Source organism: Massilia atriviolacea (assembly GCF_003953935.1).
Classification (GTDB): Bacteria; Pseudomonadota; Gammaproteobacteria; order Burkholderiales; family Burkholderiaceae_D; genus Telluria_A; species Telluria_A atriviolacea.
The window spans coordinates 44,203-58,820 of record NZ_RXLQ01000022.1; the positions used below are offsets into that span (position 1 = coordinate 44,203).

The 14,618-nt window shown below is 64.1% G+C and carries 12 protein-coding genes and 1 riboswitch; of the genes, 6 read left to right on the forward strand and 6 right to left on the reverse strand.

Annotated elements, in window-relative coordinates; all coding sequences use genetic code 11:
* Positions 1–13: 13 nt before the first annotated feature.
* On the reverse strand, positions 14–1,978 hold the full coding sequence (locus tag EJB06_RS28005) for a lytic transglycosylase domain-containing protein (RefSeq protein ID WP_229427328.1): 1,965 nt from the start codon (positions 1,976–1,978) through the stop codon (positions 14–16).
* 18 nt (positions 1,979–1,996) lie between these two features.
* On the opposite strand from EJB06_RS28005, the gene EJB06_RS28010 reads away from it, so the two are divergent.
* Positions 1,997–2,620, forward strand: a complete 624-nt coding sequence (locus EJB06_RS28010; protein ID WP_126077322.1) for a 5-formyltetrahydrofolate cyclo-ligase — start codon at positions 1,997–1,999, stop codon at positions 2,618–2,620.
* A 41-nt stretch (positions 2,621–2,661) separates the two neighbouring features.
* Here EJB06_RS28010 and metF read toward each other — a convergent pair whose 3' ends face one another.
* The 4 genes from metF to metK form a co-directional block, all read right to left on the reverse strand.
* Positions 2,662–3,495 (reverse strand): methylenetetrahydrofolate reductase [NAD(P)H], encoded by an 834-nt coding sequence (gene metF / locus EJB06_RS28015; RefSeq protein ID WP_126077323.1) that lies wholly within the window; start codon positions 3,493–3,495, stop codon positions 2,662–2,664.
* Positions 3,482–3,835: a phage holin family protein gene (locus tag EJB06_RS28020; protein ID WP_126077324.1), complete on the reverse strand. Its 354-nt coding sequence runs from the start codon at positions 3,833–3,835 to the stop codon at positions 3,482–3,484. Before EJB06_RS28020 ends, metF begins: the two co-directional genes overlap by 14 nt.
* Before the next feature lie 89 nt (positions 3,836–3,924).
* On the reverse strand, positions 3,925–5,349 hold the full coding sequence (ahcY, locus tag EJB06_RS28025) for an adenosylhomocysteinase (RefSeq protein ID WP_126077325.1): 1,425 nt from the start codon (positions 5,347–5,349) through the stop codon (positions 3,925–3,927).
* Positions 5,350–5,375: 26 nt separating this feature from the next.
* Positions 5,376–5,450: riboswitch (S-adenosyl-L-homocysteine riboswitch) on the reverse strand.
* 355 nt (positions 5,451–5,805) lie between these two features.
* On the reverse strand, positions 5,806–6,972 hold the full coding sequence (gene metK, locus EJB06_RS28030; protein ID WP_126077326.1) for a methionine adenosyltransferase: 1,167 nt from the start codon (positions 6,970–6,972) through the stop codon (positions 5,806–5,808).
* A gap of 188 nt (positions 6,973–7,160) precedes the next feature.
* On the opposite strand from metK, the gene EJB06_RS28035 reads away from it, so the two are divergent.
* From EJB06_RS28035 to dapF, 3 genes are read left to right on the forward strand one after another with little or no spacing between them, the layout of a single operon-like run.
* Positions 7,161–8,012, forward strand: a complete 852-nt coding sequence (locus EJB06_RS28035) for a lysophospholipid acyltransferase family protein (RefSeq protein WP_126077327.1) — start codon at positions 7,161–7,163, stop codon at positions 8,010–8,012.
* Positions 8,009–8,881, forward strand: a complete 873-nt coding sequence (locus EJB06_RS28040) for an LpxL/LpxP family acyltransferase (protein ID WP_126077328.1) — start codon at positions 8,009–8,011, stop codon at positions 8,879–8,881. The genes EJB06_RS28035 and EJB06_RS28040 overlap by 4 nt, the downstream gene beginning before the upstream one ends.
* 24 nt (positions 8,882–8,905) lie before the next feature.
* Complete coding sequence (dapF, locus tag EJB06_RS28045; protein WP_126077329.1) at positions 8,906–9,766, forward strand: diaminopimelate epimerase; 861 nt, start codon at positions 8,906–8,908, stop codon at positions 9,764–9,766.
* A gap of 46 nt (positions 9,767–9,812) precedes the next feature.
* Here dapF and EJB06_RS28050 read toward each other — a convergent pair whose 3' ends face one another.
* Positions 9,813–11,429, reverse strand: coding sequence for a tetratricopeptide repeat protein (locus EJB06_RS28050; RefSeq protein WP_126077330.1), 1,617 nt, complete (start codon positions 11,427–11,429; stop codon positions 9,813–9,815).
* A gap of 462 nt (positions 11,430–11,891) precedes the next feature.
* Here EJB06_RS28050 and EJB06_RS28055 point away from each other — a divergent pair, with 462 nt between their 5' ends.
* Both EJB06_RS28055 and EJB06_RS28060 read left to right on the forward strand, forming a co-directional pair.
* Positions 11,892–12,953, forward strand: coding sequence for a porin (locus EJB06_RS28055; RefSeq protein ID WP_126077331.1), 1,062 nt, complete (start codon positions 11,892–11,894; stop codon positions 12,951–12,953).
* Between the two features lie 270 nt (positions 12,954–13,223).
* The gene (locus EJB06_RS28060; RefSeq protein ID WP_126077332.1) at positions 13,224–14,507 is read left to right on the forward strand and encodes a porin; all 1,284 of its coding nucleotides are present in this window, start codon (positions 13,224–13,226) and stop codon (positions 14,505–14,507) included.
* Positions 14,508–14,618 lie beyond the last annotated feature (111 nt).

Consider the following 14,618-nt stretch of genomic DNA (forward strand, 5'->3'; position numbering starts at 1 on the left):
GCCCGCAGGCGCATCAGGGCAGGTCGTTGCCCTGGGCGCTGCGCGGCGTGATTTTGCCAAGGCGCGCCTTGAGCGACTGCGGCTTGTTCTCGAACAGCGCGGCATAGTTGGTCGCGTTGGACATCACATTCTTGACATAGATCCGGGTTTCCATATACGGGATCGACTCGGCGAAAATGGCCCCTTCCATCGGCTCGTCGAGCTTGCCGCGCCAGTTGCGCATGCGTCCCGGTCCGGCGTTGTAGGCGGCCGTGGCCAGGGTCTGCGAGCCGTCGGCGTTTTCCAGCACCATGCTCATGTAGTTAGCCCCGAGCAGGATGTTGGTGCGCACGTCGGTCAGCTTGTTCTTGACGTAGTCGCCCAGGCCGATCTTGCGCGCCACGTAAGCGCCGGTGGCGGGCATGACCTGCATCAGGCCGGACGCGCCCACGCTCGACTGCGCATCCATGATGAAGCGCGATTCCTGGCGGATCAGGCCATACACCCAGGCCCGGTCCAGGCCGAGCTGCTGCGCGGTCGGGTGCAGGATGTCGTTGTGCGGCGACGGGAAGCGCTGGGTGTAGTCGAACTGGGTGCGGGTGCGGTCCGAGGTATTGACCATGCGGTCGAGGATCTGGTTCGCGCGCGCGAATTCGGCCGCGGCCAGCAGTTCGCGTTCGCTGAATTTGCGCAGCTCCCAGTTCCACTCGCGCGTGCCTTCCAGGCGCAGGCGCAGGCTGAAGAACTTGAGCGCGCGGCGCAGGCCCGGATTGCTGGCCATGGGCGCCATTTCCTCGGGCGTGAGGGCCGGTCCCGGCGGCGGGATCGAAATCAGCTGGCCCAGTTCCTCCAGCGCCAGCTGGCCGTAGAAGCTGTTCTGGTCGGCGATGCGCTGGTACAGGGCCACGGCCGCTTCGTGCGCGCCGTGTTCGGCCTGCAGCGCGCGCCCCAGCCAGTAGGTCCACACCGGTTGCGCGCGCATCGGGGCCGGCATCGCCTCGATGCTGGCCTTGACGGTTTTCCAGTCGGCGCGGCGCAGGGCGATGCGGGTCTTCCATTGAATCTGCTCGGCCGTGAGCGGCGCGCCGGCGCTCTTGCGCCAGTACTCGTAGGCTTCCGGGGCCAGCGTGAGCGAAGCGGCGTGCGCAATGCCGGCCCAGCCGATGGCCTGCTCCTGGGGCGACAGGCGCGGCGCGTTCTTGTTCAGGGCCACCACGGCCAGGTTCTGGCTGGTGCGCGCCATGCGCGAGACGGCCATCAGATAGATTTCGTGGTCGGCGCGGGTCTCGCCGATGCCGCGCGCCATGGCCAGCGCCGGCAGGTCGACCGCCTGCGAGGCGTGCAGTTCGGACACGCCGAGCAGGGCAGCGATGCGCTTGGCCGGGCCGGTGGCCTTGCTTTCGCCAGCCAGGCGCAATTGGGCCAGCAAGTCGTTGGCGTCGAACTGGCCGCTCTGGGCCAGGGTGGAAATCAGGGAACCGCAGGCGTCGCCATAGCCGGGCGGATTGACCAGCAGCGCACGGGCGTCGTCGGCCACTTTTTCGCCGCGCGCCACGCGCGACATCAGGGCGTAGCACTTGACCTGGGTGTCGTCGTTGAGCACGAACAGCGGATATTGCTGGTCGAAATTGGCCCAGTCGCGCGCGCGGCCCAGTTCCAGCAGCCAGTCGTTGCGCAGGCGGTCGGCGATGGCCAGGCCCTGGTAGCGCGTGAGGAAATCGCGGAATTCGTCGCTCGAGGCGACCCGCAGGCGGGTTTTGAGCCGATAATAATCGACATACGACGGCACCGGATAGTTCTGCAGGCGCGAGGCGTAGGCATTGGCCTTGGCGGCGTCGTCCTGGCGCGCGGCTTCGCGCAGCAGCAGGAAGGTATCGTCGTCGGCGCGCGGGTCGTAGGGCGGCGCCGGCGCCTGGGCGTAGGCGGGAATCAGGCAGGCTCCGGCGACAATCGCGAAGGCAAACAATTTCGGCAGGAACATCTGAATGCGACTCTCCATGGATACTTCATTTAACACATGACTGGCGAACCTAGAATACCATGCGGGCATGCCGCGCAGCCAGCACCGGCGCACTCAAATGATGCAATTGCACATATTGCCGACAAGGCAAGCTTGCGCGCCAGCCTGAAGGCGGCCCGGCGCGCCCTCGACCCTGCGGAAAAGGCGCGCCGCGACGCGCTCATCGGCGCGCGCGTGCTGGCCTGGTGGCGTGGGCTGGACGCGGCCGGCGCGCGAGCGCTAGGCGTGTACTGGCCGCTGCGCGGCGAGCCCGACCTGCAGCCGCTCTACCTCGAACTGGCGCGCGCCGGCGTGGCGCTGGCCTTGCCGCTGGTGGTGGCGCCGGATACGGCGCTGGCCTTCGTGGAATGGGTGCCGGGCGAGGCGATGGTCAGCGACCGCATGGGGGTGGCGGTGCCGGCCGGGCAGCGGCTGGTCGAGCGGCCGGCGCTGCTGCTGGTGCCCTGCCTGGGATTTACCGCCGAGCGCTACCGGCTCGGGTATGGCGGCGGGTATTACGACCGCACGCTGGAGGCGCTGCCGAGACCGTATACGGTGGGGGTGGCGTATGCGGCGGACCAGGTGGCGTTTGCCGGCGGGCCGCATGATGTCGCGCTCGACAGGGTGCTGACGGAAGCATGATGTCGACCGTCGTTTCGCCAGGAAACGACGGCGCGTCGACATCAGCCGGCCTTCAGGCGCTCCCACAAGGCCGTGGTCGGCACAGCCTGGTTCATGCTGTAAAAATGCAAGCCCGGCGCGCCGCCGGCGAGCAGGCGCTCGCACAGCTGCGTCACCACATCGAGGCCAAATGCCTTGATCGAGGCGCTATCGTCGCCGAAACTGGCCAACTTCAGGCGCACCCAGCGTGGAATTTCCGCGCCGCACATATCCGAAAACCGCAACAGCTGCGTGTAATTGGTAATCGGCATGATCCCCGCGACGACGGGAATATCGATCCCCAGCTTGCGGGTCTGGTCCATGAAGGCGAAATACGCGTCGGCGTTGTAAAAATACTGGGTGATCGCGGCATTCGCGCCGGCCTGCACCTTGCGCGCGAAGTTCTGCAGGTCGTCCTGCGGCGAGCGCGCCTGCGGATGCACTTCCGGATAGGCCGCCACTTCGATATGGAACCAGTCGCCGGTTTCGGCCCGGATGAACTCGACCAGCTCGCTGGCATAGCGCAGCTCGCCGGCGCCGCCGTAGCCGCTCGGCAAGTCGCCGCGCAAGGCCACCAGGCGCTTGATGCCGTGCGACTGGAATTGTTTCAGGATCGCCCGGATCGACGCGCGCGAGGCGCCCACGCAGGACAGGTGGGGAGCGGCCTCATGGCCCTCGCCGAGGATCTCGACCACGGTGTCGAGCGTGCCCTGCTGCGTGCTGCCGCCGGCGCCGAAGGTGACCGAGAAATATTTAGGTTGCAGCAGCGCCAGTTTGGCACGCGCCACGCGCAGCTTGTCCGCCCCTTCGGGCGTCTTGGGCGGGAAGAATTCGATGCTGAAGTCAGGAGTTGCCATCTTTTTTAAGGAGTAAGGTGGACAGCGCCCACGAAATGATGCTGTACAGGATGGCGGCGCCGAAGGCCGACCAGAAACCCGAGACCTGGAATCCATCGACCAAGGACGAGACTGCCCAGAACAGCAGCGCATTGATCACCAGGATAAACAAGCCCATCGACAGCAGGGTTACGGGCAGGGTCAGCAGGACCAGAACCGGACGAATCAGGGTATTCACCAGCCCGAGCACGAGCGCGGCAATCAGGGCCGACGCCATGTTCGTCACTTGAACCGAACTCATCAGGAATGGCAGCGCGCACAGCGCCGCTGCATTAATCAACCACGTCAAAAGTAAGCGCATAAGGGAAGCGGAAGTCCGGTGGATAGGAAAAAAGCCATCGTCGATAAGAAAACGGCGCGCTCCTTGCGGATGCGCGCCGTCGCTAGCGCTTAATAGCGGTAGTGGTCGGGCTTGTAAGGGCCTTCTTTATTGACGGTGATGTAGGCGGCCTGCTCGTCGGTCAGCACGGTCAGCTGCGCGTTGAGCTTCTTGAGCTGCAGGCGCGCGACTTTCTCGTCCAGGTGCTTCGGCAGCACGTACACGCCGACCGGGTACTTGTCGGTGTTGGCGAACAGCTCGATCTGGGCGATGGTCTGGTTCGCGAACGAGGAGCTCATCACGTACGACGGGTGACCGGTGCCGCAGCCGAGGTTGACCAGGCGGCCTTCGGCCAGCAGGATGATGCGCTTGCCGCTTGGGAAGATCACATGATCGACCTGGGGCTTGATGTTTTCCCACTGATATTTCTTCAGGGATGCGACATCGATCTCGTTGTCGAAGTGGCCGATGTTGCAGACGATGGCCTGGTCCTTCATGGCCAGCATGTGCTGTTCGGTCAGGATGTGATAGTTGCCGGTGCAAGTGACGAAGATATCGCCATGTTCGGCGGCGTAATCCATGGTCACGACGCGGTAGCCTTCCATCGCCGCCTGCAGTGCGCAGATCGGATCGATTTCGGTGACCCACACCTGGGCCGACAGCGCGCGCATGGCCTGGGCCGAGCCCTTGCCCACGTCGCCGTAGCCGGCGATGACGGCCACCTTGCCGGCGATCATCACGTCGGTGGCGCGCTTGATGCCGTCGACCAGCGACTCGCGGCAACCGTACAGATTGTCGAACTTCGACTTGGTGACCGAATCGTTGACGTTAATTGCCGGGAAAGCCAGCTTGCCTTCCTTGTGCATCTGGTACAGGCGGTGCACGCCGGTGGTGGTTTCCTCGGTCACGCCCAGGATCTGCGGCAGGCGCTTGGAGTACCAGGTGGCGTCTTTCGCCAGGTGGTTCTTGATCGAGTTGAACAGGCAGATTTCCTCTTCCGAACCGGGGTTGGCCAGCACCGAGGGATCGGTTTCGGCGCGCGTGCCCAGGTGCAGCAGCAGGGTGGCGTCGCCGCCATCGTCGAGGATCATGTTCGAATACACCGGCTGGCCGGCGTCGCTTGGCCACTCGAAGATGCGGTGGGTGTAATCCCAGTATTCGTCCAGGGTTTCGCCCTTGACGGCGAACACCGGCGTGCCGGCGGCGGCGATGGCGGCGGCGGCGTGGTCCTGGGTCGAGTAGATATTGCACGACGCCCAACGCACCTTGGCGCCGAGGGCTTCCAGGGTCTGGATCAGCACGGCGGTCTGGATGGTCATGTGGAGCGAACCGGTGATGCGCGCGCCCTTGAGGGGCTGGGCCGCGGCGAATTCCTCGCGGATGGCCATCAGGCCGGGCATTTCGGTTTCGGCGATCTTGATTTCCTTGTCGCCCCAGGCGGCCAGGGAGATGTCGGCGATATGGAAGTCTTGCGAAGTTTTGAGTACGGCGTTCATCACGCCCTCCTTTCAGTTAGAAAAAAGTAACGTGAGCGCGGTTGCGGTGGAAATTCCGAGCCTGGCGAAATGGGCATTTCGTCGCAACGCTCCTCGGAACAGAGAAGTGTAGCCGCTAACGCCCAGTTGCGCCAGCCAAATTTCTCCGACGTGGCAAACGCCGACAGCCGCCCTCCGCATGTCCTACAACCGGGGTCAGAGCTTTAATTAGAAACATTTCAATTAAAAGCTCTGACCCCGGTTGCGGCGCGCTTCCAGGCGAAAGACTGGGCGCCACATCGACAGGACTATTGCGTCTTTTAACAGAAATCGTCCAGTCTCCGCCCTTGCCGTACCAGGAAACGGTGAAAAACGAGACCGGGGTCAGAGCTTTAACTAGAAATATTTCTAATTAAAGCTCTGACCCCGGTTGGGGGTGCAAACCGCGCTGGCAGGCGGTTTGCGACGCTGTCGCTGTCAGGAGAGGCCGGCTTCGGCGCGCAGCAGGGCGACTTTGTCGGTGCGCTCCCAGGTGAACTCGGGCTCTTCGCGGCCGAAGTGGCCGTACGCCGCACTCTTCTGATAAATCGGACGCAGCAGGTCGAGCATCTGGACGATGCCTTTCGGACGCAGGTCGAAATGCTCCATCACCAGGGCGGCGATTTTTTCGTCCGAGATCACGCCCGTGCCTTCGGTGTACACCGTGATGTTGATCGGCTTGGCCACCCCGATCGCATAGCTGACCTGCACCTGGCACTGGCGCGCCAGCCCGGCCGCGACCACGTTCTTGGCCACGTAGCGGGCCGCGTAGGCCGCCGAACGGTCGACTTTCGAGGGATCCTTGCCCGAAAACGCACCACCGCCGTGCGGCGCCGCGCCGCCGTAGGTGTCGACGATGATCTTGCGCCCGGTCAGGCCGCAATCGCCTTGCGGACCGCCAATAACAAAGCGGCCGGTCGGGTTGACCAGGTAGCGCGTGTTGTTGAGCCACTCGGCCGGCAAGACTTTCTTGATGATTTCTTCAATCACCGCTTCTTCGATCTGCGCGTGCGTCACTTCCGGCGCGTGCTGGGTTGACAGCACCACGGTGTCGACGCCAACCGGACGGCCGTCGACGTAACGCAGGGTCACTTGCGATTTGGCATCCGGACGCAGCCACGGCAGGCGGCCATCCTTGCGCAGCTGCGACTGGCGCTCGACCAGGCGGTGCGCGTAGTGGATGGCGGCCGGCATCAGCTCGGCCGTTTCGTCGCAGGCGTAGCCGAACATCAGGCCCTGGTCGCCGGCGCCCTGGTCCAGGTCGAGCCCGGCTCCTTCGTCGACGCCCTGGGCGATGTCGGGCGACTGCTTGTCGTAGCAGACCATCACGGCGCAGCCGCGGTAGTCGATGCCGTAGTCGGTGTTGTCGTAGCCGATGCGCTTGATGGTTTCGCGCGCAACCTGAATATAATCGACGTTGGCGTGGGTGGTGATTTCACCGGCCAGCACCACCAGGCCCGTGTTGCACAGGGTCTCGGCGGCCACGCGCGCTTTCGGGTCTTGCTCGAGGATGGCGTCCAGGATGGCGTCGGAAATCTGGTCCGCAACTTTGTCGGGGTGGCCTTCCGAGACGGATTCGGACGTAAAGAGATAGTCGTTTGACATGCAATGCTCCTGTTACTGTGTGGTATTGAAGTCGCAGTAACCGGGTTGCCTGCGACGCTTTAGCGACATTTATATTCCGCTTCGCAAGTTGTCTATTAACTCGGCGGATACTGCATACGTGGTATTTTACGCTCCTTGAGAAATTTTGGCTAAGCAACTAGCCGTTTGTTGAACCACAGTCAAAAACCATGTTAGTTCCCCTTTTCCGTCTTTTATCGACACTGCCCTTGCCGGCCCTGCATGTCCTGGGCGCCGGCCTGGGCTGGTTCGTGTACCTCGCCTCCCCTTCTTACCGCAAGCTGATGCGCACCAACCTGCGCGCGGCCGGCTTCGGCCAGCACCTGTCGGCTGCCATCGCCGAGTCCGGCAAGTCGATCATCGAACTGGCCTTCGTGTGGTGCGCGCCGCCCGAAAAAGTGGCAGGCATGGCCACCGACGAGAACTGGGACTACGTCCAGTCGGTCATCGACAGCGGGCGCGGGATCATGTTCCTCACCCCGCACCTGGGTTGCTTCGAGATCACGGCGCAGCAGATCGCGCTGCGCACCAAGCTGACCGTGATGTACCGCCCGCCCAAGCAGGCGGCCCTGAAACCGCTGATCGAGGGCGCCCGCGCGCGCCACAACCTGCACCTGGCCCCGGCCAACCTGTCGGGCGTGCGGATCCTGGCCAAGTGCCTCAAGCGCGGCGAGCCGATCGGGGTGCTGCCGGACCAGGTGCCGCAGGAGGGCGAAGGCGTGTGGGCGCCGTTTTTCGGCCGCCCGGCCTACAGCATGACCTTGCCGGCCAAGCTGGCGCAGCTGGGCAATGCCGAGATCATCCTGGTGTACGCCGAGCGGCGCCCGGGGGGCAAGGGCTTCATCGTGCGTTTCGTGCCTTTCGGCCAGGAACTTGCCGGCACCGCCGCCGAGCAGGCGACGACCATCAACCGCGCCATGGAGCAGCTGATCGCGCGCTGCCCGGCCCAGTATTTCTGGAGTTATAACCGCTACAAGCAGCCCGGCGGCGTGCCAGCGCCGGACGCGCAGGTGGACGCATGAAGTTGCTGCTTGGCCTGATGTGGCTGATGCACTGGTTGCCGCTGCCCCTGCTGGGACGGGTCGGCACGGGCGTCGGCAGCCTGCTGTTCCTGGTCTTGCGCAAGCGCCGCCATATCGCCCTGACCAATCTGCGCATGTGCATGCCGGAATTGTCGGAAGCGCAAAGGGTGGTGCTGGCGCGCCAGCATTTCCAGTCGTATTCGCGCAGCGTGTGGGAGCGCGGCATCCTCTGGTGGGCGCCGGAAGCGCGCCTGCGCCGCCTGATCCGTGTCGAGCCGGGCGTGCCGCTGGCGCAGATCGCGGATCGGCCGACCATCCTGCTGTGCCCGCACTTCGTGAGCCTGGACGTGGCCGGCGTGGCGGTGATGCTGGAAACCGGTTTGTGCTCGATTTACGTGCCGCAGAAAAACGCGGTGTTCGACGAGGTCTTGCGCAAGGGCCGCTCGCGCTTCCGTCCGGTGCAACTGTTTTCGCGCAAGGAGGGGGTCAAGCCGATCATCCGCGCCATGCGCGAGCATGTGCCCTACTTTATGCTGCCGGACATGGATTTCGGCGACAAGGATGCCGCCTTCGTGCCGTTTTTCGGGATTCCCGCCGCCACCCTGACGGCGCCCGGGCGCATCGCGGCGGCCACCGGGGCCCAGGTGATTCCGGTGGTGGCCACCTTCTTGCCGAATTACACGGGCTGGAAGGTGAGCTTCTATCCGGCCTGGGAGGATTATCCGGGCGACGACATGGCCGAGTCGGCCCGCCGCATGAACGCCTTCATCGAGGACCGGGTGCGCGAGGCGCCGGCCGAGTATTTCTGGACGCACAAGCGCTTCAAGACCCGTCCGCCAGGCGAACCGTCGCCTTACCTGAAACAATAATCTTCCCGCACTATACTGACACCCATGAAACTCAAATTTACCAAGATGCACGGCGCCGGTAACGATTTCATCGTCGTCGACGCCATCAGCCAGCAGGTCGACCTGACGCCCGCCCAGTGGCAGCGCCTGGCGGACCGGCGTTTCGGGATCGGCGCCGACCAGATCCTGGTGGTCGAACAAGCGCAGGGCGAAGGCTGCGATTTCCGTTACCGCATTTTCAATAACGATGGCGGCGAAGTCGAGCAATGCGGCAATGGCGCGCGCGCCTTCGTCAAGTTTGTCACAGACAAGGGCTTGACCACGCAGTCGAGCATCCGTGTGGAAACCATGAAGGGCATCATCACCCCGCGCCTGGAAGCCGATGGCAGCATCACGGTGGACATGGGGGCGCCGGTGCTCGAACCGGCCCAGGTGCCCTTCGATGCGGCCGGGCTGGGCGGCTGGGCCGAGGGCAAGGACACCTTGTGGCCCTTGCCGATCAAATACCAGGGCGGCAAGACCGTGTTCGTCTCGGTGGTATCGATGGGCAATCCGCACGCGGTGCAGGTGGTCGAGGACGTCGACCTGGCGCCGGTGCTGGAAACCGGGCCGCTGATCGAGGCGCATGCGCGCTTTCCGAACAAGGTCAATGCCGGCTTCATGCAGGTGCTGGACCGGCAGCACATCAAGCTGCGCGTGTACGAGCGCGGCGCCGGCGAAACGCTGGCCTGCGGTTCGGGCGCCTGCGCGGCCGTGGTGGCCGGGATCCGGCGCGGACTGCTCGATTCGCCGGTGCGCGTCAGTGCGCGCGGCGGCGAACTGTCGATCGCCTGGGAAGGCGACGGACAGCCGGTGATGCTGAGCGGACCGGCGGTGACGGTGTTCGACGGCGAGATCGCGCTCTGAGCCGGGCGCCGGCATGGGGCCGGCGCTGTCATACGTCGGCTTGCCGTCATGCCGCCATTTCGTAGGCCTCCACCTCGCCCTGCTCCGCCTGCTCGGACTCGGGCACCAGGGTCTTGAGCCGGTACAGGCGCTGCCGGTAATTGCCCTCCGGCCCGGTCGGGCCGCAATCGATGCCGTCGAACAGGCGCACGATGCGGTCCAGCGCGTGCCGTTCGTGCATCGAATCGATCACCACCAGACGCCGCTTGCTGCGCCCGTAACTGCCGCGGATATCGATCACCAGGCAATGCCCCTGGTCGGCCGCCGTGACATCGAGCAGGAGCGCTTCGGCGCGGGTCAGCCCGAACAGGGCGGCCAGCTCCAGGCGCGCGGCCAGCAGCGGGTGGGCGCCGCCCAGCTCGTACGCGGCCAGGGACCCGGTTTCGGTATAGGCCGCGCCGTCGCAGCGCGGGGCGATCTTGTGCAGGGCCGTGGCCGCCAGCGGGCAGCCTTGCAGCGCCGCCTTTTGCAGCCAGTACACGGCGCGCACATCGTTGTTTTCATTCTCGCGGCGCGCGCGCCAGGCGCTGTTGCCGCATTCGAGCTGGGCGTCGCGGTAGCCCATCTCGGCGGCGCGCTCCAGGTAGCGCTGGGCGTCGAGCACATTGCGCTGGGAGAATTCGGGCTTGATGTAGATGCGCGACAGCGCGTACCAGGCTTCGGCCAGGCCCTGGTTGCCGGCCAGGGTCAGCCAGCGGATGGCTTTCTTGAAGTTGGCCGAGCCTTCGCCCACGGCAATGCGCTTGCCGTCGACCTGCATGCGCGCGCACCACAGTCCCACGGCGAACTGGGCATGGGCATCGTGCTCGGCGGCGGCCAGTTCGAAGAAATGACGGCTTTCGGCACTCACGGCCTCGGCCTCGGCCTCGTCCGCCGTGGCGTGCGCCACGGCCGCCAGCGCCCGCGCGCAGCGCGACAGCAGCGTCACGTCCGCCGCCCCGAGCTGGCTGGCGGCGCGCGGGGTCGTGCCCAGCTGGCGCAGCAGCGCCCGCGCCAGCGGCAGCGCGCGCGCGGCGTAGGCTTGCAGGAGGCCCGCTTCCCAGTCGCTGTCGAGTTCCGATAACTGGACTTGGGGCGCGGCATTGTCGGCGCCACGCTGCAGCCAGCGCGCCTCGGCCAGGCGCTGCGGCGCACCGGCCGGCGGGACCGGCGCGCGCGGGGACGCGTCCTGCGCCTCGGGCGCCGCCAGCGCCCCGGCCAGGCGCCGGTGCTGCGCCAGCAGCCACTGCGCCTCGGCCAGCCCGGCCGCCGCGCCCGCTTCCAGCGCGGCGAAAGCTTTGTCGCGCCGTTCCGGGCCGGGCGTGTCGCCGCCATGCCCGCCCAGGATCAGCTGGGCCAGCACCAGGCCGGCGCGCGGGTTGCCCTCGTCGTAGGCTTGCTCGAACCAGCACGCCACCGGGCGCTGGCTCTGCAGCGCCACGTCGAAGGGAATGTGGGTGCCGATCAGCTGGCTCGCACCGGTACAGCCTTGCTGGGCGGCACGGTCGAGCCAGTGCAGCGCCGTCGGCAAGCTTTTGGGCAAGCCCGCGCTGCCGAACAGATACAGGGTGCCCAGTTCGAGCTGGGCCTGGGCGCGGCCTGCGCGCGCGCCACGTATGAGCGCTAGTTCTTCACGGTTTGCCATGATTTTTGCCATCACCTTGTTGGAGGGCCCCCGGAGGAGATAAGTCCGTCGGGCCTGCTACACCGCATGGCGTCGGTCGAGTTGCAAACATACAACAATTGCCTGGCTGATGCGGGTGCAGCCGACGTCATAAAGTCTACGTCAGGTGGGCGGCGTCATGGCCGCAGATGGCGACTTCCTTGATTTTGCACAAAGCTTGTCATTTATTACAGATGAGATTCCGCATGAACCGATTTCATCGACAAGCGCATGTTCTTGCCTGTATCAATACGCAGTAACGTTTCATAAATACAACAACACTGCTGGAATGATTGGCTTTCAACCAATTCTACCCCTCATAATCGATCAGGACAGCCAGCAAGACATGGCCAGGCAATCAAGGTTTCTTAATCCGCGTGTTCAGAAGAGGGAAAACTCAAGGCACTTGCGGATTCGACTGATTCACTTTTTAAGGACGTGTACATGAAAAAATCCCTGCTTGCTCTGGCAGTTCTCGGCGCCACCGCCGGCTTTGCACAAGCACAATCTTCTGTGGTCATCTACGGCACGGTCGATGCCGGCATGATCAAACGTACCGACCAATCCTTGAACATCGGCAAGCGCGCAAATAACACCCTCGGTTTCAAAGGCGTGGAAGACCTCGGCAGCGGCCTGAAAGCCCTGTTCCAGCTCGAAATTCGTTATGAACCGGACTCGGGCACCATCGAGCAGGGCGCGAACGGCATCCAGCGTCCCCTGTTCCAGGGCCAGAGCCGGGTCGGCCTGCAAGGCGGCTTCGGCATGGTGCGCATCGGACGCGGCCTGACCGCGTTCCAGGAAACCAGCACCCTGTTCGAGCCCTTCCACGGCGTGCCGAGCCCGGCCGGTTTCCAGACCGACCTGATGGTGGCCGGCTACACTTCGGATCCGCTGGGCCTGGTCGGCAATTCGACCAACCGTTTCTCCAACGCCCTGTTCTATAACTCGAACGTGTACAAGGGCTTCCAGATCAATGCCACCGTCGGCACCAAGGAAGCGAGCTCGGGTTCGTCGGCCATCGTCGGCCGCGGCACCGCCGCCAATCCGCAATACCGGATCGGTTCGGAAGCGTCGGCCAATCCGTACTCGGTCTCGGCCACCTACACCGGCGTGTCCGGCTCGCTGATGCTGGCGGCCGAACGCAATGCGGTCGAATCGCGCCTGTGGTCGGTCGCCGGCTATGTGATGGCCACGCCGGACCTGAAACTGATGGCTTCGCGCACCCAGCAGGACCGCGGCCACACCTTCTTTAATAGCGAAGAAGCCCGTTCCTGGGTGGTCGGCGCCAATTACAAGATGGGCGCGGGCAAAATCCTGGCCGGTTATGGCCAGAAAAACCAGGGCGCTTTGAACCAGGGCATGCAAAAGACTAAACAAATGTCGATCGGCTATGAATACAGCTTGTCGCCACGCACTTATCTGTATGCGGATGCTTCCAACAAGAAAGGCCCGACCATTCCTTCGAGCATGAATATCTATGCATTGGGCGTGAATCACGCATTTTGATGCAGTGCGATATAAATCGCATGCAATATAAATAGTCCGGATATCCAAGGGGCGGCGATGGTAACATCGCCGCCCTTGTCATTTCCGCGTTATGCTGTGGTGTTTCGGTTAATACGGTATTGACGTTTTTGCTTCGTCTGTGTCTTTTTCGCAACCAGCACTTGCGTGCGCGATGGGCTTTCTGTACAAGGCTAAAAAACGATGGCATATTGGTTAAAACGAATTAGTACGCACGTTCGTTTTTATACAAAATAATCTCCTGGAGACACAATGAAAACAAAATTAATCGCTGGTGTAATCGCTACCTGTTTCGCAGCCCCGGTCCTGGCCCAGTCCAGCGTGACCATTTACGGTATTGCCGACGCCGGTTTCATGAAAACCAAGGGTGAATCGGCCAAACTCGTCAGTGGCATCGCGGACGGTTCGCGCATCGGTCTCAAAGGTACCGAAGACATCGGCGGTGGTTACAAGGCCATCTTCAATCTGGAAGCGCGCGTCGAACTCGACACCGGTACCCAGAGCCCCGGCCTGGTAACGCCGAACCAAGGCCTGTACCTGACCAAGGGCATGGACGCCTTCAAGACCCCGGCCCTGGCGCCGACCCTGGCGACCCTGCGCGCCGGCCTGCAGCCGGCGATTGCCGTCAACGCCGAAAAAGCCCTGTTCGACCGCACCGCCATGGTCGGCCTGGTCACCCCGGTCGGCGCGATCCTGGTCGGCCGCATGTACACCCCTGGCTACGAAGTGTTCGCCGCCGCCGACGCCTTCGAAACCGGCACCGCCGGCACCTGGGGCGGCATCACCGGCGGCACCGCCGGCTTTACCGCGCTGGGCGCGGACATCCGCTCGCAGAAATCGATCCAGTACCGCATCGCCACCCCGTCCGGCTTGGGCGGCTCGCTGATGTACGGCACCAAGAATTCCGGCTACCTGGGCCGCTACAACAAGTTCATGGGCGCCGCGATCACCTACAAGACCAGCATTTTCGACCTCGGCGTCGGCCACAACCAGGGTGAAGACCTGCAAGGCCGCAAGAGCCTGACCACCACCACCGTGGGCGGTTCGGTCAAGGTCGGCGACTTCAAGTTCTTCGCCGGCTACCACGACCAGGTCAACCGCAATTCGGCCCTGCTGGGCGATTACCTGGCGGTGTTCAACGGCCAGGTGGCGCCGGGCCTGCGCGCCGCCGGCGTACCGGCTGCCAACGTTGCCGCCCTGACCAAGATCTACACCGACAACATCACCCGCAACAGCCAGGTCGACGCCAGCAGCTACCAGCTGGGCTTGCACTACCGCCTGGGCCAGGGCCGCATCATGGCCTCGGCCGCGCGCCAGAACGACCGCACCGTCTCGAACAGCGATGCGACCCTGCTGGCAGTCGGCTACGACTACAACATCTCGGCCCGTACCGACATCTACACCGTGCTGGCCAACATCAAGAACCAGAACGACGGCCAGTACACGCCGGGCGCGGCCGGTTCGCCGGGCGGCTTCACCAAAGTCGCGGGCGACGACAGCCATTCGATCCAGATCGGCGTGCGGCACCGCTTCTAAGCACGATCGGGCACGCTTGCGCACCGCAAAAAAGACGCCCCCGGGCGTCTTTTTTCATGGGAGCGCGCAGGCTGTCGGTTAGAATTGCGAGACGTTTTTTACCCGCATCAA